Raw genomic sequence first — 25,227 nt, forward strand, 5'->3', positions numbered from 1 at the left:
GTGCTGGGCGGTCAAGGGCGACGCCGTGAAATCGGGCGGTCAGATGTGTCGAATGGGATCGCAAAAGCCAAAGGACGACTCTGGATCGTACTTCCTCGTGGGTTACATGGCATTCCTGTCGGGCCCGGTGGGAACGGACGCGCAACTATCAAGTAACCTGCATAAAGTGTGACGTCTCCGAATGGTGTCAGGAAACTCCACGAGGAGGATTAATGTCGTTTGACAGCCCAATCAGGGACCTGCGGGAACTCTTGGACAGTGTCCAGACCGGCAAAATTCAGTTGCCGGATTTTCAACGGCCATGGAAGTGGGACGTTGATCGGATTTGTAGTCTGCTGGCCAGCTTGGCCAAGGGCCTTCCGGTGGGAGTTGTCATGGCATTGGAGACCGGATCAGAGGAGGTGAACTTTGCTGTCCGGCCAATTTCCGGCGTGCACACGGAGAATACGTCGCCAGATTGGCTGTTGCTTGACGGGCAGCAGCGTCTAACATCACTTTTCCAATCGCTGAAGAGTCATGACGCGGTGGATACAACCGACACCCGCGGCAAAGCGATGCGCGGATGGTTCTACATCCGCATCGCCGAGTCGTTGGATGAAGACCTGGACATGGAAGATGACGCCATTTTCTTTGTGCCCGAGGACCGCATGATCAAGTCGGACTTCGGCAGGAAAATTGACGAGGACTATTCAACCACCGATCTTGAGGTCGTAGGTGGGGCTTATCCGTTGAATCGGATTTTCGATCAGGACTTCCTGATGGATTACATGCTCAGGGTGTCCCAGCAGGTTCAACCCGCAGACAAGCCTTTGTTCCAGCAGTTCACTGCCTTTACCGCCGGGCCGCTTCGAACACTCCAAAACTATAAGGTGCCCGTGATCGAGTTGCGGAACACTACCTCGCGCGAGGCCGTTTGTACGGTGTTCGAGAAGGTCAACACAGGCGGTGTGGCACTCAACGTCTTCGAGCTGCTCACTGCAACCTTCGCGGCCGGAAGCGCAGACTTCCGGCTGAACGATGACTGGCAAGAGCGAAAAAAGAGAATGGTAGCGGCCCATGATGTGCTCGGAAGCGTGGAGAACACTGATTTCCTTCAAGCAGTGAGCCTGTTGGCCAGCCGGCAGCGCCGTATGGACCACCTCGGCAATGATGAGAAACGCCCCGGCATCACCTGCAAGCGCAAGGACATCCTCAAGCTCACAGTTGACGACTACAGGACCTGGGCCGAGCCTCTCACCAAAGCCTTCATCTGGGCCGGTCAGTTCCTGAACAACCAGTCCATCTTCAAGCGGAAAGACATCCCCTACCGCACCCAGCTGGTGCCCTTGGCGGCCCTGCGAGTTACCTTGGGCACTGAAGCCGATCTGATGGGTGTCTCGAAGCTGCTGAACCAGTGGTACTGGTGCGGCGTGCTGGGAGAGCTGTATGGGGGCGCTGTTGAAACACGGTTTGCACGTGATCTTGAAGAAGTTGAGCAGTGGGTACGTGGTGGCAATGAGCCGGGGACGGTGGCTGGTGCATCTTTCGATCCGGCGCGGCTGTTTACGCTAAGGACCCGTAACTCTGCGGCCTACAAGGGAATCTATGCACTGACCATGGGCGGCAACGTCAAGGATTGGGTCAACAACCAGACCATCAATCAGGGCTCTTACCAAGATTTTGGCGTAGACATTCACCACATCTTCCCGCAGAAGTGGTGCGTTGATAACGGCATCGATGACCGCTACGTGCAGAGCATCGTGAATAAGACGCCTATTTCAGCGGCGACGAACCGTTTCATCTCCGCCAAGGCGCCCAGCAAGTATGTAGGGGAGCTAGCGGCCAAGGCGCAAGTGGATCTTGATGAGGTCCGCGACGCTATCCGTTCGCACCTCGTTCCCGTGGAACTTCTGGAGTCCGGTGATTTCGACGGCTTCTTCGAGGCGCGGAAGGTTGCGCTTCTCGAAGTCATTGGCGGCGCGATGGGTAAGCCCGTCCTGGTCCAGACGACAACTGATGTAGCAGAGGCTGCGGAATGGGAAGAAGCAGTGCTGGTTGGTTAAGGTGCGACGGCGTTTCCTGGCCCCAGCGCCATCGTGGGTTACGCTGTTCCCTGACGGGGATAGATCGGTTAGACTTTTGGTTACAGTTGTAGTTACAAATCAGGAGATTGTATGACATATGCAAACCGAGAGGTCTTCGCAAGGGCCCCTCTCGCCATTGTCACAGCAGAGATTCGTCTAAACTATGAACCCAGACTAAACGATGCCGCCACGCGGGACCAGTTCGCTGAAAAAATCCGCCAGCACTTCCCGGTCTTGGAAAACCAGACACTTAACAATTTCACGATCCAAGATGGGGCAGCACCGCAGGTTGAAACGATCCACCAGATTCGGGCGACAACTCTAAATAAGAGTGTCACCACGGCTCTCAACCAGACGTCGTTGAGCGTTTCGATGTCAGGAGCAACTTATGGTGAGTTTCAAAGTTTTGCGGAGCTAGTTGAACTTGCCGCGCACGCATTAAGTGAGATTGTGGATTCTGTTGTAGTCCAACGAGTGGGCTTACGTTTTATCGATGAAGTCCGGGTGCCTTCACCGCCGGACCACTCGGACGGTTGGGAACCATGGATCAATCAAGCGCTGTTGGCGCCTGTCGAGGCCTATGGGATGGCTCGTGCTGATATGGTTCGCGGAAACGTAGTTTACGAAGCCAGCGAAGAACGTCGTATCGCATTCTCGTGGGGCGAGTTCGTCGGCGCCGGTGTCGTTGGGCCCGATCTGCCCTTCCACCGTCCTGACACTGAGCAAACCAAGATGTTCTTACTCGATGTCGATAGTGCTTGGGAGCCAGCTGACTTCGTTTTACTCCAGAACGAAGATATTCGTAACATCTTGACTATGCTTCATGACCCGATCGGAGAAATCTTCCAATGGTCGATCACGGATGCAGCACGAGAACTGTTTAGGGGTTAGCAATGGCTAGAACTGTATGGATTGAACAAGACATGACAGGTGCCATGACCAGGGCTGAGTCCACCTCAGGGTGGTCCATTCTCGACTTGTTAGGGCAGACGCCTGGTACTTCTGACCGGATGCTCGATGTGCAATGGCGTCAAATGCGACAGTCGAATCAAGCACATGCAGCCCAACTGTTGAAGGGGCACCGCCTGACTTTTGCAGAGAGCTTGGCTACGTATGTCCACGAGATTGTAAAGCTCCCCATCCGGGATACTCTTCAGGAGCTCAGTAATGTTTGGGGAATGGCGTGGGCGGATGTCGCCAGAATGGTTGGTATTAGTGTTCCAGCACTGCGTAAGTGGAGAGTCTCAGGGGGAGCGTCCGGCGAAAACCATCGGCGAGTAGCAGAACTCCTGGCATTTATCCGGGTCTTGCATGAGGTCGGAGTCAAGGAACCGGCCGGATGGATTTCAATCCCCCTAGTCGATGGATATACGGTGACACCGCGGCACCTGTACGGTTCTAACTCAGCGCCAACGTTGGTGGATGTAGCCTCGAGTTCAATTAGTCCTACGATTGCCCTTGACGAGCTATCGCCTGGATGGCGAGAGGCCTACTCCTCCGAATTTGAGGTGCAGGCCTCTGCCGACGGACAATCTGCAATCGTCGATAGAAGGCAAATGCATGGCTGATGTCCTTGAGTTCCTTATCCCACCACCGGAACTCTATGACTACCGGCGGGACGAAGAAGATGGCGTCCCATTTTGGCTTCCGTATGCTCAAGGGGACGTCTTTGAGAACATCACTATGCCTGGTTTTCCTGACGATGATGCCGGGCTTGCCATGCTTTTCATGCACCCGTGCACCATGCGTGAGGGTGCTGTGCTCAGAGAATTTGTAACGGCGATAAAAGTTGATGTCTTTAGCTCAAAGAAGGTAGTCAGTGCCCCGGAGAAGTGGGCCAACCGAAACAAACTTATGCCTTTGCCCGACCTTTTTGGGGGAGGACATTCCACTCACATTGCCGACTTCATGAAGATCAGCACGATCCCGTCTGCTAGTTTGAATCGCAGCAGCAGAGTGTGCCAGCTTTCAATTGAGGGACGGCTGCAGATGCAGCAGCGCCTAATTTTCCATCTGAGTCGATATGCACCATCAGTGGACGTGCTTCGGACAGCCACAGCAGCGTTGGACTTGGAAATGCAGGCCCAAACAGACTGGATGGAGGCGGCCAGTTTGGCCGGTGCGTTGCGTGGCGCAAGTTCAGTCATTGAGCAGGAAGCTAACTTCGATGCGTTCATGGGTGCATCGATAATGGAATCGAGAGCCTTGAGTGAAACTGCTAATAGACCTCCCTCTCGCCGTGAACTTCTGCGAAGTCCGCACGACGCTCCGTCCGTCGTGCGTGACGTGCAGAGACAAATCCAGCAGCTCTTCAGCTAGCCCCTCTTTATCGGTTAGTGGGAGAAGAATCTGACTGACAGCGGGTCACTGGAACATTTGCCACGGAGACGCAGCTAGGTAGTGACGCAGCACTGCCTAGCTGCGGATCAGATTGCTTCCGAGACGAGTGACTCGGCGTCCTTGACGCGCAGCTTGCCGGACATCAGCTGCGGGAGCAGTGCGTCGCGGGTGGCGGCGAGCATTGAGTTCTCCTTGAGCGCATTTCTGGCGGCAGCATGGAGCGGTATTGCTTTGGTTTCGAAGGCTCGCATAGTTTCTGAATTGGCGAGACGGACTTTGAATTTCTTGAAGTTACCGCGGCTTAGCTCCAAGAACGTTGCGCCATTCGCCAGAGAGATGAACTCGTCTACTCGACTGAGCATTTCATGAAACAACCAGTAGCGCATGCCCGGTTCGTTTGGCTCTACCACGATGAAACCCTGGTTTACCGCAGTTGGAACTTGGGCAATGGCGAACGCTCCGATCGTCGCTCGAGAAGTCATCAGAATGGCGCCTGGCTGGAACAAGTCCGACGAACACGTGGATAAGCCGTCCACCGTAATAGGCCGCGAAGTTGCCTCAAGGTAGGGGCCTCGAAGCGCGGTAACGTCCGTCGGTGTTGCCCAGTTGGTGTCACCACCCCAGTATTCGGGCACCTTGGTGCTTGGTGTTCCACCGCCGCTGACCTTAGCTACGTCCGCAAATGTCTTGTCTGAAAAGTCGACAGCAAGGATGGATTGGTGGAAGAGGGTCTTCGCTAGATCAAGCGATGTGGCAGCGAGTTTGGTGTTGGCGGCGATTTTGTCGTCGAGTGCGCCCAGGACTTCAGCGATTGCCCGCTGCTGGCCTAAGGCTGGAAGCGAAATCTTCTGAGTGGCTGCAAAAGCGGTGTATTGGAATCGAGCCACTCCAGTGTGTTGAACCTGATACTGTTCGATTTCCCCGGACTGATACATCGCTTGAAGGAACCAGTAGAGATATCGGGCGTCAATTCGAGAACCATCAACCCTCAGAAAACGAGCAAAGCTTGCGCATGTTGCCGGACCTGAGAGTGCGGCCATGACTCGATCGGTTACCAGCATCGTTCGGCCGGTGGGGCGTCCGGGAGAGCCTCCTGCGGTCTCAATCAGGATGTCGTTTTCTTGGAGAGTTCGTCTGCTCACTGTATGCGCCGGCAAATATCGGGTAGGGACGTTACCCATGTTTCCGAGCGAGGCAGCTGAAAAGTCGGTAGCTCGAATCACCTGATACTTCAGTAAACCGTCTTCGGGATCGCCTTTGCCCCAGTCCCCGTCTTTGGTTGTCAGCAGGAGATCTTGCAGTAGTGGGGAGTCTTCGATTTTCATGAAACCCGCCCCAGCTGCTCGCGCACTACAGCCGCCAGCCGCGAAGACTCGTCGAACTGGGTGAACAACTCGGCTGACAAGCGCGCGATTTTTTCCTCGATCGGTTCGCCGTCGTCCTCGACCTCGGCGGCGCCCACGTAGCGACCCGGGGTGAGTGCATAATCGGCGGCCTTGATTTCGGCGAGGGTGGCGGACTTGCAGAAGCCGGGTTCGTCGTCGTACTCACCGGAGTCAGCAGTGGTGCCGCGCCAGGCGTGGAACGTCCCCGCGATGCGAGCAATGTCCTCATCAGAAAGTGCACGCTCGGCGCGGTCCACCATGTGGCCCAGGTTCCGGGCGTCGATGAACAGCACCTGACCGGTGCGGTCCACAGATCCGTGGTCACCGGCGGTCTTGTCCTTCGCAAAGAACCACGTGCACACGGGAATGCCGGTGGAACGGAACAACTGGGTGGGCAGGGCAATCATGCAGGAAACCAGGTCCGCCTCCACCAGCTCGGCACGGATTTCGCCCTCACCGCCGGAGTTCGAGGACATGGAACCGTTGGCCATGACCACACCGGCGGACCCGCCCGTGGCCAGCTTGGAAATGATGTGCTGGATCCACGCATAGTTCGCGTTCCCGGCCGGGGGAACACCGTACTTCCAACGCGGGTCCGACTCCGACCGCGCCCAGTCCTTGATGTTGAACGGCGGGTTGGCCATGATGAAATCGGCCTGCATGTCCGGGTGCTGGTCGCGGGCAAACGTGTCGCCCCAGCGGGAGGCCAGGTTGCCGTTGAGCCCGTGGATGGCCAGGTTCATCTTCGCCATCCGCCACGTACGCTCGTTGAGCTCCTGACCGTAGACGGAAATCTCCGAGCCCTCCTTGTTGTGCGATTCCAGGAACTTCTCAGCCTGCACAAACATGCCACCGGAACCACACGCGGGGTCGTACACGCGGCCGTGGTCCGGGCGCAGCACCTCCACCAGCACACGCACCACACCGGCCGGGGTGTAGAACTCGCCGCCGCGCTTGCCCTCGGCGCGGGCAAACTTCTCCAGGAAGTACTCGTACACCTCGCCGAGCAGATCCCGGGCCTTTGTGGCACCCTGACCGGTGAACTTGGCGGAGTTGAACAGATCCAGCAGTTCACCCAGACGGCGCTGGTCAATGTTGTCCTTGTTGAAGATCATCGGCAGCGTGGCAGCCAGCGACGGGTTGGAGCCCATGACGTACGCCATGGCGTCGTCGATCAGTTCGCCGATGCTCTTGGCATGCTCATCCACGGTGGCCTGCGTGCCCTTGGCATTCTGCGCCAGGTACGTCCAGCGGGCGCGGGCCGGAACCCAGAACACGCCGCGGCCGGTGTACTCGTCCACGTCGTCGATCAGCTGGCCGATCTGCTCCTCATTCAGCCCGTCCGCTTCCAACTCAGTCCGGATCTGCTCGCGGCGCTCGTCAAAGGCATCGGAAACATACTTCAGGAACACCAGCCCCAGAATTACGTCCTTGTACTGCGAGGCATCCATGGACCCGCGCAGCTTGTCCGCGGCCTTCCACAGCGTGTCCTTCAGTTCCTTCATGGTCGACGGCAGTGCCTCAACCGTGCCCTTCTTCGCAGCCACTAGCTGGTTCCTTCCCTAGGTGTATCCACAATTCCAAAATGTCCGTTCACAACACCCTCCAGCAGCGCCCCGCCCAGCTCGTCCAGCTGGGCCAACCGTACCGCCAGCCTGTGACGTTCCGCCGCGACCTGGGCCAATGCCCCGTCCAGGGCGGGCTTCACCTCTGTGTCCACCCGCCGCACGGTCCGCTGCCGCCACGGCCCGGGCGGTGCGTTCCTGAAGTCCTGCGCAAGCATTTGCGGCAGCATGCTTGCCTTGTTCCTTGCCCCGATCCGTAGAATCCGAGCCGGATAGAGCACGACGCCGGACCCCGCCTCATCGACCACGGCGCTACCTTGCGCTCCGGTAGTGAAGATGACGTCGCCCGGTTCGGTCAGCCGGCCCTGGGGGTAGGCGTTCGCCATTACAAGTTGGTTGATCTTCCGGGATCCCCACGGCTGCTGTCCACTGACTTCCTCCGGACCAATGATAGTGAACTGCGCGCTGCCGGACTGCATGGCTTCCAGGTGCCCGGCGTCGACCCTGAGGCCGGGCAGGTATTTGAGGGAGCCGTCCTTGAGGGCCTCACCGACCGAACAGGGCGGTCTCGGTGCGACCTTGCCTGCCACAAGGCGCAAGGCGGCAAGCGGTGGGCCGCCGTCGCGAACTTGGGTGAGCAGGTCTTCGGCTGCCACCAGTTTGGAGCTGGCCTCCGCATGGGATGGAACCCTTTGTTGGGGTGTTCTGTGTGCCGGGGCTGCTGCGGTCAGAGAGCCGGAGCCGGCCAGCAGCGAACGCGTCAGCACCAGCGTGGTGAAACGAAAGGAGTGCGCCCGGATTTGCGTTCTGTCTCCCAGCGACGCCGCCAAGTCCCCCACGAGGTCCTGCAGGACATCCTTGTTCAAATCCACCCCGGTCAGATTCGCCACCATGGTCCACCGATCGGGGATCTCCACATGGTTGTGTGCCTCGCCCAAGACCCACAACGCCATGGCCTGGCGGGGTTTTGCAGGGACTAGCCCTTGGGGGAGCCTGACAATGGCCCGGATGCGGGCCGAGCGCAGGATGTCCGACCGGATGCGCCCGGCATCGCGGCCTTCAGGGGAAGGCGGCAGGGCGTCCGTCAAAATTGAGGCGGGCGCAAGGACCACGGCCGTGGCGTGGCCCTCCATCCCCAGCGCCATCTCGTCGATGGCCGCAAGAACCTGAACCGCATCCGTTAACGGGTGCGACGGCGAGGGGAACTGGGCGAACCTGACAACGGATGCCGAGCGTTCCGCAGGTGGCGGCGGTTGCCGGGTGATGCGCAGGTTTTCCTTATATCTGCCAAGGACCTGCATACGGCGCCAAGCCAGCCGGGCCGCAGCATCCGAGCCGGCGCCAACACACAGCACCGCCACCTCCGCCTCGCCCAAAATGTCCGCGACGGCCGGCAAGAAGCCGCTGCCGCCGTCGTCCATGAAAACGGGGGGATTCAGGCTGCCCGCAGCCAGCTCAAGGGCGGCCGAAACTGCCAGATCAACCGCCTCCGGCGTCAGTGCAGTCCTGCCCTGCGCCGGGGAATCGGGGCCCGCGCGGTCCAGCAGCAGTTCGAAAGCCGCGGCGGCCGTGTAGGAAGCATTGCTGAGCTGGTCTGCATACCGGGCGAGGGGAAGAAGCTGGCCGCCCACGTTCTCAAGCTCGCTGTAGAGGAGCTCGTCGTCTGGATCGCATTCATCGGCCATGTCCAGTAGATCCTCGACGCTGTGGGAGCCCAACGGCGAATCCCGCAGGCAGCGCAAAGCAAGAAGTGCGGTCAAGGCCGTGAAGTGCTCGATTTTGGTGTCGGGGCCCGGTGGGGAGGCAAAGGCGGCAGCGTCCTCGCGGGCCTGGGGATTGTTGCCCCGGCCGGTCTCGGAAAGCCATCCCGTGACCTCGGCGGCGTCGAAGAGTTCCTGCCGCCCACGGACGCCGACCGGAAGCGGAAAAGGGGTGTGCGTGTGCTTGTTGCGTGAGCGCCACATCGACACCACGGGGCGTTGCACGCGGGCCAGGCCGGCAATGTCGGAAAGGGTGAGGCGCAAATCTAGCTGGATCTGTTGCTTGGCAGTCATGCGTTCCTCCTTTCCTCGTGGCGTTCCTGACCGTGGGGTTACAGCTTATGCCGTTATCCACACTTCTTATCCACAGTGTTGATAACCCCTGTTATCAACGTTCAATGATTGTTCGCTGTTGCATCTGTTCTAGTGTCATTACATCAACGGGGATGCCAAGTCCGGAAATGAAATGGTGGGCCCATCTATTGGGGGCGGGCCCACTCCGCCAAGGGAAGTCTGGAGTGCCAGAGCCTCCTGCAAGACTTCGCACAAGCCGCCGGATCATCACTGAATGCATCGCCCCAGTCCTCAGGAGGAACAATGACATCGCCACCACCGGAGTTTCCGCCAACTGGCCCTGACAAGCCGGATTTCCCGGAACAGTATTCAAACGTGCAGCAAGCTCCGACGGATACATGGGGCCAGCCTGTTTTCCCTGTACCAGCTCCCTTGCGGAAAAGCAGGAAGCACCTGTACTTCGGTTTCGGCGGGCTGGCTATTGGGATGGCGGCAGGACTGCTTTTGGGCGTGGTGGGTGGAGCCGTTGGCGGGGCCGTGGCTGGCCCCAGCGCCATTCCGACTGCAGTAGAGAAGTGTGCTGCCGTCGATGCCACAGGGGTTGACGTCATGGACGCGGGCAAGAGCTTGAACCTGTCTACGGCAGGCACGGAGAACGATGGCGCCAATATGTTGACTGTCGTTTGTGTTCTCACCGCGCTGGAAGCGCCGGACAGCCTCTCCACGAAGCTGGATTCAACCCGAGCCTTGGATGGAACCCAGAGAAGTGAATGGGCGGGGTTCACCGCGTCGTGGACCTATCACCCGGACAACGGTTTGAACATCATTTTGGAAACCGCAAACCAGTAGTCGGCCTGAGCGAAAAGGAGATGTCATGACAGGACAAATGCCGGCAAAGGATGCGCAGTCCGGCGGTGCCGCCGAGGTGAGCATCAGTCCAGCGATTCCGTGGCGGATGCTGTTTCCACTTCCGCTGCCACCAATTTCGAATGATTCCAGGGCTGTGGGCCAAGCTCCAGCCACCTGCGCCACGTGTCCCAAGAACTGAATTGGTTCCCGGACAAAGCGACGATGTTGAATTTTGAAAAACCGGCCTTCAATTCGGCCAACTGTCTTTAGGGGAAGTCATGAATAAGCCAGAACAACTGAAATCCAAGGATTCAGACAAGTCCGCTACATCCGGTACCACGGCAGGCAGTGGAACAGTCAGCCAAAAACAAGAGCCGATGCCTGTTGCTCCAGTCAAGCCTGGCTTTCCGTCGCCGACTGCACCCGCCGGGAAACAACCAAAGGGTGGCAAGCTTCCAAGCGGAAAACTGCTGGCAGCCTTGGTTGTCGGTGTCCTGCTTGCCGGCGGAGGATTCTGGCTTGGAAAGGTGACGACCGATCCGACCATCAGTGACGCATATGTTGCACTGGAAGCAACTTCGCGGACAGCGGAGCTGGACCGTGACGTTTACAGTGCACAAACACGGGCACTGCAGGGAAAAGTGGTATCGCTTGAGAAGGAAATCGAGGAGCGGGAGGATTCTGTGTCAGGCCGTGAGGCCGCGCTGACGACCGCTGAAGCGGCACTGAAAACCCAAGAAGAAGACCTCACGAAGCGTGAAGCGGCTGTTTCCGGCACCGAGAAAAAACAAGCGGCAAACACGGTCAGCGACGGCACCTGGGTTGTGGGCGTGGACATTGAACCAGGTTCGTACAAAGCCAAATCCGACGTGGGTTCGAGATGCTATTGGGGCATCTACGCCAGCGGCAGCAACGGCGACGACATCATCGCCAACGATATTCCCGGCGGAGGGCTCCCCACAGTGACTCTCGCCGCGGGGCAGGACTTCAAATCTTCCCGCTGTGGGTCCTGGACCCGGCAATAACGAACTAATCCAGCTGGCGACGGGCCGTTCTGGACACGGCCCGCCAAGCATACGACTCACACCATCAACAACAACCAGCATCACCAACTACCGGCACCGGCAGCTTTGCCATGCCCGAAAGGAATCATCATGACGCACAACGCTTATGTGAAAACGCCCCAGCAGGCGCCATTCAATCCGGCCAGGCAGGAGGGACCCAAGTCCTTTTTGGCAACGTGGCTGCTCTCCTTGTTCCTGGGTTACTGGGGAGTGGACAGGTTTTACCTGGGCAAGGTGGGCACCGGCCTGCTGAAACTTTTCACCCTTGGCGGACTCGGTGTATGGGCGCTGATCGACTTGATCATCACCTTGGCCGGGAAGCAGACCGACAAGGCAGGGAACTCCCTGGCCGGCTACTCCAAACACAAGGTCGTGGCGATTGTGGTGACTCTGGCGTTGCTGCTGGTGGGTGGCATCGGCGGCAGTGTTGCCGGAGCATCCGCCGGAAGTGCGATTTCCGGATCCGGCAGCCAGGACCCTGCTCCTGTGGGCCCCGAAGCAGAAGCCCCCGCAGCGCCCGTCGCGGAGCAGGAGCCTGTAAAAGAGGAGCCGGCGGCCAAGGAACCGGCAGCAGAGGCAACGTGGGTTGAGGTTGTGGCCCTGTCAGGCACCGCGGATCAAGCCAGCCAGGTCTTTGAACTCTCGGGCAAGGAAACCCGCATGGTGTACGAATTCCTTGGCTCCGACCCGGACATGGCCATTGCCGCCATCTACGTGGAAAAGGAGGGCAAAGACATCATGGTGGACGGCGGCGTTCCCGTTGTCATGGCCAGCAAACCGGAGAGCAACACCACGGCCTTGCACAAGAAGGCCGGCAAGTACTTCCTGGACGTCAAGGCAGCAAACCTGGACTCCTGGACCGTGAAGATCGAAGAAAAGAAGTAGCGCGAAAAACCATTGGCCGGGTTGCCAGCGCCTCAGGGGCGCCGCCAACCCGGCCACAGCAGTTTCCTCGAGAGGACACCGGGCGGGTGCTACTTTTTTTCGTCGTTGGGGTGCTGCTCGCGGAGCTTGTCTTCGCGCAGCTTCGCCTCGTGGGCTTCCAGCTCGGCCTTGAGTTTGCGGAGGCGTTCAGCCTCCATCTTTTGGGACCTGTCGACTGACAGGTTGCGCAAGAACTCGGGGTTGTCATCCGGGGCCACGGAGCGGCCATAACCGGTGGAGGCGGACTGACTGCGCTGGCCTGAGGACTGGCCACCGGACGTTTGCCCTTGGCTGGACGCCGCTGCGGCATATTGTGGGCGTCCGAACAGGAACCACAAGGCCACGCCTATGACATTCAAAAGGACAATGACGAGTACCCAGGCTGGTTTGGGAATGCTCCGCACGTCGCTGGGTTCGCTGCGGAGGCAGTCGATGAGTCCATAGACGAACAGGGCGACACCTAGGGTCGCGGGAATGATATAGCGCATGCTTCATTCTAGCGTTGACCGGCAAATCTGTTCCCCTTCGGCAGTGCGGGGGAGACACCCAGCTTCAGCGGCTAAACTTTAGCCGTGCCTTTCTTCAAATACTCCCTGATCCGCGGCGTGCTGTTCCTGGCGTTCTTCCTCATCGCCTACATGGCACTTGATTTTTCCCCGCTCACCGCAGCCTTGATTGCCGCACTGTGCGCTTTCTTGGTCAGTTTCATTTTCCTGCGCAAGCAGCGCGACGGTGCAACCGCCGTGGTCGCCGACCGTTTCGCCCCGAATGCCGAGACCTCACAGTCCGCAGGCGCCACGGCCGATGCCGACGCCGAGGACGCGCTGATTGATGAAAACCCCGACATTTGGGTTGATGCAGACCGCAAGCCCAGCCTGTCCAAGACCGAGCGCCTCGAAGGCGAATCGGCCTAAACGCCGCCAACTCCAACCGCTGGCTACAGGGCCGTGAGGGCCATGGCCACGGCGAACAGCACGCTGAATCCCAGGTTGAGCAGGCCGGTTTGCTGCAAAACCGGGATCAGGCTCTTGCGCTTTTTCCCCTTGAGCATGAGCCAGCTGGGCATCAGCATGAACGGGACCAGCAACAAGACCAGCAGTATCCACGGCTTCGCCGGCACCAGGAACATCATCAGCAGCACCGACAGCGCCAGCATCGCCACATAGCTGAGCCGGGCATTCTTGTCGCCCAGCCGCACGGCCAAGGTTCGCTTTCCCACTTCGGTGTCGGTGGGAATGTCGCGGACATTGTTGGCCATCAACAGTGCGACGGCGATCAGCCCCGTGGAGATTGAACCCAACACCGCCGCCGCGCTCACCGAACCGGTTTGGGTGAAGGTGGTGCCCAAAGTTGCCACGGGGCCAAAGAACACGAACACAAAAATATCGCCCAAGCCCATGTAGCCGTAGGGGTTTTTGCCGCCGGTGTAACCCCACGCGGCGAAAACGGCCCCGGCACCGATCAGCAGCAGCCACCAAGCCTGGGACAGCAGCACCAGTCCCAGCCCGGCCAGCATGGCCAGCCCCAGGGCGGCAAAGGCAGCCGTTTTCACATGTGAGGGTTTTGCCGCCCCGCTGCCCACCAGCCGCAGGGGCCCAACACGCACTTCATCCGTGCCGCGGATACCGTCGGAGTAGTCGTTGGCGTAGTTCACGCCAATTTGCAGCAGCAGTGCCACGACCATGGCCAGTACGGCCCGGCCCCAATGCAAGCCCCCCATGTCGTAGGCCGCGGCGGTACCGATGATCACGGGGGCCATTGCCATGGGCAAGGTTCTTAGGCGAGCCCCGGAAATCCATTGCCCCACAGTGGCCACAGCGTTACTCCTTCAATTTTTTTGTGCAAGCTCTTGGTGCAGTCTTTTTGTGCATCGAGTGTTCGCGGACTCCGGCAACGGGCCCGCAGTGTCAATTGTGCCGCTTCACGGCACTAGGCAGTTTGCGCGGCCTCGGACAGGGCAGCCAAAATGGCCGTCCTGTCGGGCTTTCCGGTGGCGAGCAGGGGAAGCTCGGAGACGAACACCACAGTCTTGGGCACCAACGGTGCCTCCACGACGGCGGCGGCGCCGGCCAGCAACTCGTCCAGGGAGCAGGTTGCAACAAGCATCGCCGCCACCTGCTGCCCCCACTCGGCGGAGGGCACGGGAGCCACAAAGGCTTCGCGCACGCCCTGGACACGGTGCAAAGCCTCGGTCACAACGCCGGCGGAAACCTTCAACCCGCCGGTAATGATGACGTCGTCCACACGGCCCAGCACCCGCAAACGTCCCTCGCCGTCCAGCTCGCCCAAGTCGCCGCTTTCATACCAGCGCACCGTCTCGCCGTCGTGCTCTTCTTCATGGAAGGAGGTGCTGGTCAGCGCGTCGTCGCCCAAATAACCGGCGGCCACCACGTCGCCGCCGAGCAGCACTTTGCCGTCGCGAATGGCGAGTTGCACGCCTTCCAGCGGGACGCCGTCGTACACGCAACCGCCGCACGTCTCGCTCATGCCGTACGTGGTGACGACGCTCAGCCCGGCACCGCGCGCAGCCTCGAGCAGCACCGGGTTGATGGGGCCGCCGCCGAGCAGGATCGCGTTAAAGCGACGCAGCACCGTCAGCGTTTCCGCGCTGGGGTTGCTCAGCAGGCGGGTGAGCTGCGTGGGGACGAGGGAGGTGAAACGTAGTTTGTCGGTGAGCTCGAGCGCAGCCTCGGTGAACGCTTCCGGGGTGAAGCCGCCGCTCAGATCCATGGCCCAGGGGCGGGTGCCGGCGAACAGGCTGCGCACCAAAACTTGCAGCCCGGCCACATAGTTCATGGGCAGCGCGAGCAGCCACTGGCCTTCCCCGCGCAACGCCACCGCCGTGCCCACAGAGGAGGCCGCCAGCGCATCGACGCTCAGCAACGTGCGCTTGGGTGTGCCGGTGCTCCCCGAAGTACGGACGACGGCGGCAATATCCGTTTCGCTTCCGGCAGGGAGTCCCAGCTCGGCCTGCGGGATGAGCTCGAAGCTGCCGTCGGGGGAGATTTCAATGGCCGGGCCAACGCCTGCCAGTGCTTCGGAGAGGGCCTTGAGCAGGGGTTCAATATTCATGGGCACCTGGGTCCTTAGAAGTAGTAGGGGAAGGAGGACCAGTCGGCGTCGCGTTTTTCAAGGAACGCTTCCTTGCCTTCGACGGCCTCGTCTGTCATGTAGGCCAGGCGGGTGGCTTCGCCGGCAAAGACCTGCTGTCCGGCCAGCCCGTCGTCGGCCAGGTTAAAGGCGAACTTGAGCATGCGCAGGGCCTGCGGGGACTGGCGGGCAATGTCCGCAGCGTATTCCAGCGCGGTGTTCTCCAGGTCTGCGTGGGCCACTGCTTCGTTGACGGCGCCCATGGCGACCATCTCCTCGGCCGAGTATTCGCGGGCCAGGAAGAAGATTTCGCGAGCCTTCTTTTGGCCGATTTGGCGGGCCAGCAGCGCCGAGCCGTAACCGGCGTCGAAGGAGCCCACCGTGGCGTCGGTCTGCTTGAACTTGCCGTGTTCGCGGGAGGCGATGGTGAGGTCGGAGACGACGTGCAGCGAGTGCCCGCCACCGGCAGCCCAGCCGTTCACCACCGCGATGACCACCTTGGGCATGGTGCGCATGAGGCGTTGGACTTCCAAGATGTGCAACCGTCCGGCACGGGCCGGGTCGATGGTTTCGTTCGTTTCCCCGTCGGCATACTTGTAGCCGTCGCGGCCGCGGATGCGCTGGTCCCCGCCGGAGCAGAAGGAATGGCCGCCGTCCTTGGGAGAGGGGCCGTTGCCGGTGAGCAGCACGGCGGCCACGTCCGGAGTCATGCGGGCGTGGTCCATGGCCCGGTAGAGCTCGTCAACGGTGCCGGGGCGGAAGGCGTTGCGCACTTCGGGACGGTCGAAGGCGATGCGCACCGCCGGCAGGTCCCGCACGATGGTGCCGTCGTTGTCCCGCTCCACCTGGCGGTGGTAGGTCATGTCGGTGAAATCAAAGCCCTCCACCACACGCCAACGGGTGGGGTCGAAGTTCTCGGATACCTGCTCGGGGAGATTAGTGGCATTCACGCTAACGATCTTAGCTGGCGGGCGCGCGCGGGGTGCAGTGGGACTCCGCATCCGGCCATTCCGTGGCTCTCAACGGGCCACTGGAGTGAAACACAAGAATTATGCGCTGGATTGGGGGTCGAATGGTGCGCCACGGCGTCACTGGCACAGGATTCAGGGGTGAATCCCGCGCATAGTTTAACGGGAGCCCTGAATTCGACGCGGAACGCCCCAACTTTCCGTGGGTTAGTGTTTTTTCATGACAGCAATTGCACCGGTAACCCTGTCCGGAAGATACGTCGTCCTTGAACCCCTCAGCCTGGACCACCACGACGGACTGGTGGCCGCGGCGTCCGACGGCGAACTCTGGAACCTTTGGTACACCTCCGTGCCGCAGCCTGCGGGCATGCGAGCCGAGATTGAACGGCGGATGGCCTTGCAGGAAGCAGGCAAAATGCTTCCGTTCACCACGCGTTTCAAGGACCCCGGGACCGGCGAACCAGGCAAGGTCATCGGCATGACCACCTACATGAACATTGATGCAAGTGTGCCCCGCGTGGAGATCGGTTCCACTTGGAACGCCGCCAGCGCCCAAGGCAGCGGCACCAACCCGGACAGCAAGCGCCTGCTGCTGGGACACGCTTTCGAAGCCCTTGGGTGCGTGGCCGTCGAATTCCGCACCCACTGGATGAACATGCAGTCAAGGAAATCTATTGCCCGGCTCGGGGCCAAGCAGGACGGGATACTCCGAGCCCACACCCGCACGGCCGACGGCTCCCTGCGCGACACCGTGGTCTTTTCCATCCTCGCTGCGGAATGGCCCCAGGTGCGCAACGGCCTCGACTTCAGGCTGGGTAAAAAACGGTGACGAATCCACAGTGGGAAGGTGCCGTCAATGCACGCCTGCTCGCCGGAGACATTTACCGCATGGGCCGCAGCGAATGGCTCACCGAGCACGGCTGGGAGCAGCTCGTTGACGACGGCGTTCGCACGGTCATCGATCTAAGGAACCCCGCCGAGCGGAAGCGCAGGCCCACCGACCCCGTGGTGGACGAGGATGCTCTGGCGAGGCTTGTCGTGCTGCATTCACCCACCGAAAACCCCGACGATCCGCGCTACCACGAACTTTTTCACCCGTACATGAACCATCCGCGGCTGTATGCGGATATTGTGCGGCTGTTTCCGCAGCAGGTGGCGGACGTGTTCAAGGAACTGGCGGCGGCACAGGGCGCCGTGGTGATCCACTGCTCGGCCGGGAGAGACAGGACCGGACTGATCGCCACGTTGCTGCTGGCGCTGGTGGGGCAGTCGGATAGGGCGGCGCGTGAGGACGAGCTGGCAACGCGCGGCATCAACGACTGGCATTTGGTGGCGCCCGTGAAGCATCGCTACGAGCGGCACATGGACGCCGCGGAGCTGTCGCAGGTGGTTTCCGGCCGCGGGGAGGCCGTGGAGGAGTTTGCGGATGGATTGGATGTGTGTGGATTCCTGATGGCGAACGGTGTCAGCGCTGCCGAGATCGACGCCGTGATTGCGCGGAGCCGCTGAACGGGCCGGTGCTGTTGCCGAAAACGGGGGAAGGCTGCGAAATGGCCGAGACGAAACGCCGTTCTCACAGGCAGTCCCCGCTCTCGACGAAACCGGTGTGAAGGTCCTCCGTTCTGGCATGGGCGCGGGGTCAGCGGGGTGAGCCGGCGCCGATGAGCTGGTGGTTGGCGGGGCCGGACGACTCGGCCAGGCCTGCCAAAGCCGCCGCCGGGATCGCTGCCGCCGGAGCCGATGGCCCAGCGCCCGCCAGTACTGGTTCGCCGGCGAGTTCCTTGTTGAAGACAAAGTAGCGGTAGGCGAGGAAGCGGAATACGGTGCCCAGAATCAGGCCAATGACGCCGCCGGCAATGAAGTCGGCCGTGAATGAGGTAAAACCCAAAACGTAGCGGGAAACTACCTGGCAGGCGAGCACAATGCCCAGCCCCAGCCCGTTCATGAGGATGAACAGCATGAATTCCTTCCACACCCGTTCGGAACGGCGGTGCCGGAAGGTCCAGTAGCGGTTGGCGAACCAGGCAAAGAGGGTGGCGGCAACGGTGGAAACCACACGGGCCTTGATGGTGCTCTCGGACATGGGCCCGTGCCAGAGAACCGTGTAAATTCCATTGTCGATAAACCAGCCGAGACCGCCCACGGCACCAAACGTCAGGACTTCACGCCAGAGCAAGGCGATGAGCTTCATGATCTTGTCAATGACGTGCATGGGGCCTTTCCGCGTCGGGCAATCACCGGAGTTATCGATAACAAGTCTGCGCGGGGATGTCCCTGGGTGCTGTTCTATGCTTACGTTATTGAAAGTAACACCAGATTTGACAATGTGCGCAAATTCGCGACTATTGTTCGAATTGTGACGTGACTCATGCTGATTGATGTTGCGTCGCAACCCCTTGGGCAGAACCCCGTCCTTCCCCGTGGAAAGCAAAAGACCAAATGAGCAACGAAGCACCGAAGCAGCAACGCCGTGCCAAAGGCAAGGCACTGGTGGGAAACAAGTTCAAGAACTGGCTCTTCAACGCACCGGGAGTGGTTGACACGGCAAAGCTTGGGACGCTGGTGGACCGAGCCGTTGCCAGGGCGCAGCAGCGTGAAACCGAGCACCACGCCGTCGGCGGAAATGCAGCGGCCACCGCTGGCATTCTGGCCGGGCTGCGCCGGGACCTGCCGGCAAAGTCGGCGGAATGGAGCGATGCCGCGCTGGAGGACTACTTGTTTTGTGCCCGCCTGCTGGGCAAGGAGTCGCTGGGCATGGAACTCTTTGACACGCAGTTGCTGGCAGCTGCCAGCATGTTGCGCGACACTGTGGTGGAGATGGACACCGGCGAAGGCAAAACCCTTGTCGGAGCCCTGGTTGCCGGAGCGCACGCACTGCGCGGGCACCGTGTCCACGTGCTGACCGTCAACGATTACCTGGCCGGACGCGATGCCCACTGGATGGCACCCTTCTTCAAGCTGTTGGGCGTTACCGCGGCGTCGGTAACAGAGGCGTTGGGCGCCGCTGAGCGCCAACAGGCCTACCTGGCGGACATTGTCTATGTCTCCGTGAACGAGCTGGGCTTCGACGTCTTGCGCGACCGCACCAGCACGGAACCGGAAGAATCCGTCCTGCAACCATTGGACGTCTGCATTGTTGACGAGATTGATTCAGTGCTGGTGGATGAAGCAACTGTGCCGCTGGTTTTGGCCGGCCGGGCGCGCAGCGAGTTGCAAAGCGTCGATGTGGCAGCCTTTGTCTGCGAACTACGGCCGGACCTTGACTACACGGTGGAAGCGGACAGGCGCAACGTGTCCCTCACGGACAACGGCCTGCGCAGTGCCGAGGTGAGGTGGCCCGGCGTCGAGCTTTATTCAGCGGAAGGGACGCCGCTGTTTTCCTCCATCAACGTGGCCCTGCACGCCCAGGTTTTGCTGCAGCGCGACGTCGACTACATTGTGCGCGACGGCAAGGCGGAAATAGTCTCCGATTCGCGCGGGCGGGTGGCAGCGCTGCAGCGCTGGCCTGACGGCCTGCAAGCCGCCGTGGAGACCAAGGAAGGACTGCACAAAACCGAGCAGGGCGAGGTCCTCGACCAACTCCTCGTCCGGGACTTGGTGAAGTCCTTTGCCAGCGTGACGGGCATGAGCGGCACGGCGGTGGCTGTGTCCGAATACCTGCGCACGCATTACTCCCTGGATGCGGGCCGGATCCCCTCGCACAAGTTGTGCATCCGCGAGGACCGCCCCGAGCAGATCTACGCCACGGCCGCCCAGCGCGACGCCGCCGTGGTCGCCGCCGCGGCAGCCGCCCACTCCACTGGCCAGCCAGTGTTGGTTGGTACCCACAGCGTGGCCGCCTCCGAGCGTTTCGCCGCCTTGTTGGCGGCCCGCGGCATTGACTGCCAGGTCCTGAACGCCCGCAACGACAGCCTCGAAGCCGAGATTGTTGCCCAAGCCGGGCGCAGGGCTGCCGTCACAGTCTCCACCCAGATGGCTGGCCGGGGCACCGATATTTTGTTGGGCGGAACCGTTGCCACCCTGGCCGGCCACGGGGCCGTCGCGGCCCTGGGCGGACTGCTCGTCATCATTGTGGGCCGCTTTTACTCGCCCCGCCTCGACGCCCAGCTGCGGGGCCGGGCCGGCCGGCAAGGGGACCCCGGCGCCAGCGTGATCTTCTCCAGCATGGGAGATCCTGCGGCCAACGGCCAGGAAGCACACGGCCTGGAGCTCAGCGATTCCGTGGCACGGGACCTTGACGACGCCGGACGTGTCACCCGGGCGGATGTGTCGAAGCTGCTGGACAGGGCACAGCGCCTGGCGGAACAAGAACGCCTGGAAACCGCGCAGAACTCGTGGAAATACAATGAGCTGATCGCCTACCAACGCCAGGTTGTCCTGGCCGAACGCGACAAGATCCTGCGCGAAGACGGTGCGGCACTAAAGGCTTTTGAAGCTCTTCAGGACGCAGACGGCGTGGACGGGAGTGTTTCAACCCCGCGCGATCCGGGGCCGGGCCGTCTGCAGGAACTGCGCAGTGCGCTGGGCGCCGAAAGGCTAGCCGCAGTGTGCAAGTCCGTCATGCTCTTTGAACTGGACGGGCAGTGGAGCGACCACTTGGCGTTGCTTTCCGAGCAGCGGGCAGCCATCCACCTGCGCTCCCTCGGACGGCAAAACCCGCTGGATGAATTCCGCCGGGAGACCATCAGCGCCTTCGACGGCTTCTTCGACAGGGTGAATAAAGGCGCCCTTGAAAGTCTTGGAGCCCTTGAGGTTGTTGACCGCGACGTGGACCTGGAGGCTGCCGGCCTCCGCCGCGGCTCCACCACGTGGACGTATGTGGCGAACGAGAATCCGTTTGGCAGCCAGAGCGACCAAGCCGTGAAATGGCTGTTGAAAAAGATGGGCAGATAGCTTTCCGGACTGCCCTGCATGGCGAATACTTGGAAGGGTCAACGTCGGAACGCGCAGGAGGCGGGAGCCATGGGCCAACTTGTTTACTCAGCGATCACATCCCTGGACGGTTACATCGAAGACCGCGAAGGCAGCTTCACTTGGGGTATGCCCGACGACGACGTGCACTCCTTCATCAACAATCTTGAACGAAGCATCGGCACTTACCTGTACGGGCGCAAAATTTATGAAGTCATGAAAAGTTGGGAGCCTTTGTTCGGCCAACCGGACCAAACTCGCGTGGCGCGGGACTATGCAGCCATCTGGCACATGGCCCAAAAGGTGGTGTTCTCACGAACTCTTGAGAACGCCGACACGGCCAGGACACGGATGGAACGCAGCTTTGACCCGGAGGCCATCCGCGCCATGAAGGCCCACGCTGAAGAAGACCTTTCCATCGGTGGTGCCGAGCTGGCGACAGCCGCGTTCGACGCCGGGCTGGTGGACCAGATCCACCTCTTCCTTTCACCCATCGTGACAGGTGGTGGAAAGGCAGCCATGCCCAATGTTCCCGCAACCCGGCTGGAACTGCTGGACCAGCACGTCTTTGGCAACGGCGTCGTCCATCTCCACTACCGAGTACAGAACTAGACGTCCAGCAACCCCCACAGCAGCCAGCCGGAGAGCGCGGCGGAACCGGCGATCACCACGGCAAAACCGGTGAGCCAAATGAACGAAGGAACGTGCGTGGACTGGGCCAGGATGTAGGCGTCGGAGTTGGCGAGTTGGTTGCGGCGGCGCGTGTGGACGGCTGCGACCTTGAAGAAGTCGCGCACGGATCCGACGCCCAGTGCGATGCCGAGGGCCAGAATGAGGTAGCTGACGGTGGCGGGGTCGGCAAACATGACAAGTGATTGGGCGATGGCGGCGCTGACCAGGGCCACCACGATGCCGGTGAAATTGCGCAGAAAAATCAGCGCCACCAACAGGACGAGCGCGCCTATGGATGCCGCAGCCCCGGCCCAACCGGCGGACACCGACCACACGAGCGCCACGCCCACCACCGCCGGTGCCGGGTAGCCCCAAAAGCCGGACCAGGTGGCGCTGAATCCGCGCCGGCCGCTGCTGACGAGTTGGCCGGAATGGTCCAGCCCAATCTTCAGGCCGTGAATGAACCGGCTCGTCATGAGAGCGGCGAAGGCGTGGCCCAGCTCGTGCACAAAGGTGACGTACAGGCCGAACCAGCGCCACGTTGCGCGCGGAATGCTCAGCACCACTGCGGCGGCAACGATGCCCAGCAGCAGCAATGCGGGGACAGTGGGTGGATCGGTGCGGACAAAGCCGGACAGCACGGCCTGCCACCAGGTGTCCATGGCATGGAGGGATTCATTCATCACCCAAGGAATCCTATGCGAACCGGCTGGTGATGCCCTGACGGAACACCGGAACGTCCATGGAGCACGGCATCCCCTTCAGAAAGGCAGCGGCTCCCGACGCGGGTCGGCGGTAGGCTGGCAGGCGTGAACCCTGACCCGCAAGTGATGCGCCGTTTTGAACTGACCCTGCACAAGCGCTGGCCCGGCTGGGTTCCCAAGCCCACGGTCGTGGTCAACGGCGAAGCCCAACCGACCCAGTGGGGGACGCGGAACTGGAAGGTGCCCGGCACTGACCCCGTTGCCGTAACGGTCTTCCTGTTCAACCGGATGTGGAAGTTTGGCGAAGTGCAGTGCACCGTGGGCCCGGACGACGGGCAGCGGTTCAAATACTCGGCACCGTGGCTCCCCTTCGGGGCGGGGAAGATCCGGCCTGTTTAGCCCCGGGCCTGTTCGACGTCGGGCCGGACCAGCCGTGCGCCGGCGTCACCTACCAAGCAGCCGCCAGGAGCTCGCCGAGCAATTCGCCGTGGTCCACCTCCAAGCCCCGGGCGTTGAACCAGTTGCACAGGTTGCGGCAGTCCCTGGCCAGCAGCTCCGAAGCCTGCTGGTTGCCGGCCAGATCCACCAGCTGCGGCAGGTCGATGACCACCAGGCGCTCCCCGGCAGCCAACACGTTGTACGGAGAGAGGTCGCCGTGGGCGAATCCCATGCGGGCGAATGCCGTCATGGCCGCCACCAGCTGCTCCCAGTACCCCTGCAGGCATGCCGGCGATGGATGGACGCCCTGCAGGCGCGGTGCCGCAACACCTGGATTTTCGGGATCCTCGATGAACTCCATCATGATCTCGGTGCCGCAGATCTGCACCGGATACGGCACGGCAATGCCATGCTCATGCGCCATGCGCAACGACTCCCACTCGGCGTTCGCCCAACGCGCGGCCTCGAGTTCCCGGCCGTAGCTGCTGCTGTTTTTGATGGCGCGGGCATCGCGGGAACGACGCACCGACCTCCCCTCCGTGTAGGCGGCGGAACGGTGGAACAGGCGCTGCTCGGCGGGACGATAGCGTTTTGCGGCCAGCAGTGCACGCCTGGATTCGGTGGCCCGCTCCACCAGAAACACATCTGCTTCCTTGCCGGTTTTCAAGACGCCCAGGTCCGTGTCGACGGCCCCGGCATCTTCAATGATGAAAGGTGGATAGGGGAGGGGCCCGCGCATGAGCTTCTCCAGCTCGGGCCAAGTGGACCAGCGTTGGTTCTCGGCCAGTGAGTCGTCAAGGACGTTCCAGTTGGCAGAGCGCGGGTCTCGGTCAGGGAAGTCGTGCTCGAAGCGGGCGCGCTTGGTTGAACTGTGCTTGGTGGAATTGCTGGGGGGTGTTTCCTCGTGCTGTTGCTCAGCAGAATACTTCATGGGTGAATCGGCTCCTGTGGAAGGACAAGCGAATGTTTTGGGCGTAAAAAGCTGCGAAAACAGTCATTGGATCCTCCTAAGGCTCGATTCGAACATGAAAGTGTTGCGCGTTAATCGCACCACGACAGGGACGGCTGTGTCAACGAAAAACTATTGTCAACGGGCTTCGGATGCAGCTCTGTCACGGGGTCCGGATTACGGCGTCCCGGCCGTGATTGCCACCTGAACCAGTTCCGAGATCCCCTTGCGCGCGTCCCGCCCGATCCTGGTCGGCAGCAGCGGAAACACATGGAGTTGGCCATCGAGCTGGATGAACTCGACGTCAACACCCGCCTTGGCTGCTTTCTCTGCGAAGAGCCGGCCGTCGGGGTTGAGGATGTCGCGGGTTCCGGAGAAAAGTGTGAGGGGGCCCAATCCCTCCAGCGCGCCGTTGAGCGGACTGACGACGGGGTCATTCACGTCGAGAGTGTCCTTCCACAGGTCGATGAAAAGCTGCGTGCCCTTGGTGCCGAGCCAGGGGTCGCTCGGTTGAACGACGGGAATGTCAGGGTTCTTCATGGACAGGTCAACGGCCGGGGAGATGGCGATGGTCCGCGGCAGGGTGACGCCGTGCCGGTCACGAAGCTGCAGGACGGCCGACAAAACGATCTGCCCTCCCGCGGAGTCCCCGGCGAGGACAGTGGGCCCGTGTGTGCGGGTGGAAAACAGGGCCGCGGCAGCGACGCCGTCGACGACTTCCTGCGCCGTTCCGTAGGGGACGAGGGGGTAGATGAGGATCTGGACCGTGGTCTTGGCTTCGGCGGCGATTTGGGCGGCCAGTTGCCAGTGCTGGGGCGCGATCTCGTTGACCCATCCGCCGCCGTGGATGTACACCACGGCGCCCCGCGCCGTCGTGTTGCGGGGAGTGACCGAATAGCTGGGCCAGCCCGCTTCATTCCGTGTGGCCGAGACGAGGACGTCCGCCCTGATCCTTCGCGGCGGTCCGTACGGCCGGGGGCGAAGGGTGCGTTCACGCAGCTGGGCGCGGGCCCCGGCTTCAGTGACGAAGGCTGCGTTCGCTTTGCCCGCGCGAAGCAACGCCGGTATGAGTCGATCAGGAAGGAGCATAGGTTGGGACGATTCTTATCAGTTGTTGTTGGCCGCAAGCGTGGAAACCTTGCCAGGCTTGTGATCATGGAGTGCCTACACGGACATGGTAGTTGACTGCCTCTGGCACTTCCCTGCTGGCACTTCCCTGCCGGATCCGGTGCCGGTACGACGCCGGACCCC

The 25,227-nt window shown here is 61.3% G+C and carries 23 protein-coding genes; 12 read left to right on the forward strand and 11 right to left on the reverse strand.

All coding sequences use genetic code 11. The features are described from left to right. The first annotated feature begins 212 nt into the window (after window positions 1-212). The 3 genes from QMG25_RS05590 to QMG25_RS05600 all read left to right on the forward strand — a co-directional run bounded on the left by QMG25_RS05590 (window position 213) and on the right by QMG25_RS05600 (window position 4,382). Window positions 213-2,042, forward strand: a complete 1,830-nt coding sequence (locus QMG25_RS05590) for a GmrSD restriction endonuclease domain-containing protein (RefSeq protein ID WP_283458087.1) — start codon at window positions 213-215, stop codon at window positions 2,040-2,042. A gap of 111 nt (window positions 2,043-2,153) precedes the next feature. Continuing rightward, on the forward strand, window positions 2,154-2,954 hold the full coding sequence (locus tag QMG25_RS05595) for a TIGR04255 family protein (protein WP_283458088.1): 801 nt from the start codon (window positions 2,154-2,156) through the stop codon (window positions 2,952-2,954). Window positions 2,955-3,623: 669 nt separating this feature from the next. Further along, window positions 3,624-4,382, forward strand: coding sequence for a hypothetical protein (locus QMG25_RS05600; RefSeq protein WP_283458091.1), 759 nt, complete (start codon window positions 3,624-3,626; stop codon window positions 4,380-4,382). Window positions 4,383-4,489: 107 nt separating this feature from the next. Here the strand turns inward: QMG25_RS05600 and QMG25_RS05605 are convergent, their stop codons facing one another. Genes QMG25_RS05605 through QMG25_RS05615 form a run of 3 tightly spaced genes read right to left on the reverse strand, consistent with a single transcriptional unit; the run spans window position 4,490 to window position 9,407 of the window. Beyond that, a complete protein-coding gene (locus QMG25_RS05605; protein WP_283458092.1) occupies window positions 4,490-5,728 on the reverse strand; it encodes a restriction endonuclease subunit S in 1,239 nt (412 codons plus the stop codon). Next, window positions 5,725-7,293, reverse strand: coding sequence for a class I SAM-dependent DNA methyltransferase (locus QMG25_RS05610; protein WP_283458541.1), 1,569 nt, complete (start codon window positions 7,291-7,293; stop codon window positions 5,725-5,727). Before QMG25_RS05610 ends, QMG25_RS05605 begins: the two co-directional genes overlap by 4 nt. A gap of 41 nt (window positions 7,294-7,334) precedes the next feature. Beyond that, complete coding sequence (locus QMG25_RS05615) at window positions 7,335-9,407, reverse strand: hypothetical protein (protein ID WP_283458095.1); 2,073 nt, start codon at window positions 9,405-9,407, stop codon at window positions 7,335-7,337. A 432-nt stretch (window positions 9,408-9,839) separates the two neighbouring features. On the opposite strand from QMG25_RS05615, the gene QMG25_RS05620 reads away from it, so the two are divergent. The 3 genes from QMG25_RS05620 to QMG25_RS05630 all read left to right on the forward strand — a co-directional run bounded on the left by QMG25_RS05620 (window position 9,840) and on the right by QMG25_RS05630 (window position 12,205). After that, entirely contained in the window at window positions 9,840-10,256 is a 417-nt protein-coding gene (locus QMG25_RS05620; RefSeq protein WP_283458097.1) for a hypothetical protein, read from the forward strand. A gap of 278 nt (window positions 10,257-10,534) precedes the next feature. Beyond that, window positions 10,535-11,281, forward strand: a complete 747-nt coding sequence (locus tag QMG25_RS05625) for an Rv1352/Rv1906c domain-containing protein (RefSeq protein ID WP_283458099.1) — start codon at window positions 10,535-10,537, stop codon at window positions 11,279-11,281. A 129-nt stretch (window positions 11,282-11,410) separates the two neighbouring features. Then, window positions 11,411-12,205 carry a TM2 domain-containing protein gene (locus QMG25_RS05630; protein ID WP_283458100.1) on the forward strand — a complete coding sequence of 265 codons (795 nt, stop codon included), beginning with the start codon at window positions 11,411-11,413 and terminating at the stop codon, window positions 12,203-12,205. 89 nt (window positions 12,206-12,294) lie between these two features. Here QMG25_RS05630 and QMG25_RS05635 read toward each other — a convergent pair whose 3' ends face one another. Beyond that, window positions 12,295-12,732 (reverse strand): PLD nuclease N-terminal domain-containing protein, encoded by a 438-nt coding sequence (locus QMG25_RS05635; protein WP_283458102.1) that lies wholly within the window; start codon window positions 12,730-12,732, stop codon window positions 12,295-12,297. An 84-nt stretch (window positions 12,733-12,816) separates the two neighbouring features. On the opposite strand from QMG25_RS05635, the gene QMG25_RS05640 reads away from it, so the two are divergent. Continuing rightward, the gene (locus QMG25_RS05640) at window positions 12,817-13,158 is read left to right on the forward strand and encodes a DUF4229 domain-containing protein (RefSeq protein WP_283458104.1); all 342 of its coding nucleotides are present in this window, start codon (window positions 12,817-12,819) and stop codon (window positions 13,156-13,158) included. Between the two features lie 23 nt (window positions 13,159-13,181). Here the strand turns inward: QMG25_RS05640 and QMG25_RS05645 are convergent, their stop codons facing one another. The 3 genes from QMG25_RS05645 to QMG25_RS05655 all read right to left on the reverse strand — a co-directional run bounded on the left by QMG25_RS05645 (window position 13,182) and on the right by QMG25_RS05655 (window position 16,284). Next, entirely contained in the window at window positions 13,182-14,060 is an 879-nt protein-coding gene (locus QMG25_RS05645) for a 1,4-dihydroxy-2-naphthoate polyprenyltransferase (protein WP_283458106.1), read from the reverse strand. 113 nt (window positions 14,061-14,173) lie between these two features. Next, window positions 14,174-15,316, reverse strand: a complete 1,143-nt coding sequence (locus QMG25_RS05650) for an AMP-binding protein (RefSeq protein ID WP_283458109.1) — start codon at window positions 15,314-15,316, stop codon at window positions 14,174-14,176. Between the two features lie 14 nt (window positions 15,317-15,330). Continuing rightward, the gene (locus QMG25_RS05655) at window positions 15,331-16,284 is read right to left on the reverse strand and encodes a 1,4-dihydroxy-2-naphthoyl-CoA synthase (RefSeq protein ID WP_502866356.1); all 954 of its coding nucleotides are present in this window, start codon (window positions 16,282-16,284) and stop codon (window positions 15,331-15,333) included. Window positions 16,285-16,522: 238 nt separating this feature from the next. On the opposite strand from QMG25_RS05655, the gene QMG25_RS05660 reads away from it, so the two are divergent. Both QMG25_RS05660 and QMG25_RS05665 read left to right on the forward strand, forming a co-directional pair. Further along, window positions 16,523-17,131, forward strand: coding sequence for a GNAT family N-acetyltransferase (locus QMG25_RS05660; RefSeq protein ID WP_283458112.1), 609 nt, complete (start codon window positions 16,523-16,525; stop codon window positions 17,129-17,131). Continuing rightward, complete coding sequence (locus QMG25_RS05665; protein WP_283458114.1) at window positions 17,128-17,811, forward strand: tyrosine-protein phosphatase; 684 nt, start codon at window positions 17,128-17,130, stop codon at window positions 17,809-17,811. The genes QMG25_RS05660 and QMG25_RS05665 overlap by 4 nt, the downstream gene beginning before the upstream one ends. 130 nt (window positions 17,812-17,941) lie before the next feature. On the opposite strand, the gene QMG25_RS05670 is transcribed toward QMG25_RS05665, so the two are convergent. Then, window positions 17,942-18,514 carry a GtrA family protein gene (locus QMG25_RS05670; RefSeq protein ID WP_283458116.1) on the reverse strand — a complete coding sequence of 191 codons (573 nt, stop codon included), beginning with the start codon at window positions 18,512-18,514 and terminating at the stop codon, window positions 17,942-17,944. A 227-nt stretch (window positions 18,515-18,741) separates the two neighbouring features. On the opposite strand from QMG25_RS05670, the gene secA2 reads away from it, so the two are divergent. Then, complete coding sequence (secA2, locus tag QMG25_RS05675) at window positions 18,742-21,195, forward strand: accessory Sec system translocase SecA2 (protein WP_283458118.1); 2,454 nt, start codon at window positions 18,742-18,744, stop codon at window positions 21,193-21,195. A 69-nt stretch (window positions 21,196-21,264) separates the two neighbouring features. Then, window positions 21,265-21,825 carry a dihydrofolate reductase family protein gene (locus QMG25_RS05680; protein WP_283458120.1) on the forward strand — a complete coding sequence of 187 codons (561 nt, stop codon included), beginning with the start codon at window positions 21,265-21,267 and terminating at the stop codon, window positions 21,823-21,825. Here QMG25_RS05680 and QMG25_RS05685 read toward each other — a convergent pair. Next, window positions 21,822-22,568 (reverse strand): M50 family metallopeptidase, encoded by a 747-nt coding sequence (locus tag QMG25_RS05685; protein WP_283458122.1) that lies wholly within the window; start codon window positions 22,566-22,568, stop codon window positions 21,822-21,824. The two genes, QMG25_RS05680 and QMG25_RS05685, sit on opposite strands and share 4 nt — an antisense overlap. A 126-nt stretch (window positions 22,569-22,694) precedes the next feature. On the opposite strand from QMG25_RS05685, the gene QMG25_RS05690 reads away from it, so the two are divergent. After that, complete coding sequence (locus tag QMG25_RS05690; RefSeq protein WP_283458124.1) at window positions 22,695-22,988, forward strand: hypothetical protein; 294 nt, start codon at window positions 22,695-22,697, stop codon at window positions 22,986-22,988. Window positions 22,989-23,037: 49 nt separating this feature from the next. Here the strand turns inward: QMG25_RS05690 and QMG25_RS05695 are convergent, their stop codons facing one another. Both QMG25_RS05695 and QMG25_RS05700 read right to left on the reverse strand, forming a co-directional pair. Next, complete coding sequence (locus QMG25_RS05695; protein WP_283458126.1) at window positions 23,038-23,958, reverse strand: serine protein kinase RIO; 921 nt, start codon at window positions 23,956-23,958, stop codon at window positions 23,038-23,040. 195 nt (window positions 23,959-24,153) lie between these two features. Next, window positions 24,154-25,065, reverse strand: a complete 912-nt coding sequence (locus QMG25_RS05700) for an alpha/beta hydrolase fold domain-containing protein (RefSeq protein WP_283458128.1) — start codon at window positions 25,063-25,065, stop codon at window positions 24,154-24,156. Window positions 25,066-25,227: the final 162 nt, after the last annotated feature.

Source organism: Arthrobacter sp. H35-D1 (assembly GCF_030063185.1).
Lineage (GTDB): Bacteria > Actinomycetota > Actinomycetes > Actinomycetales > Micrococcaceae > Specibacter.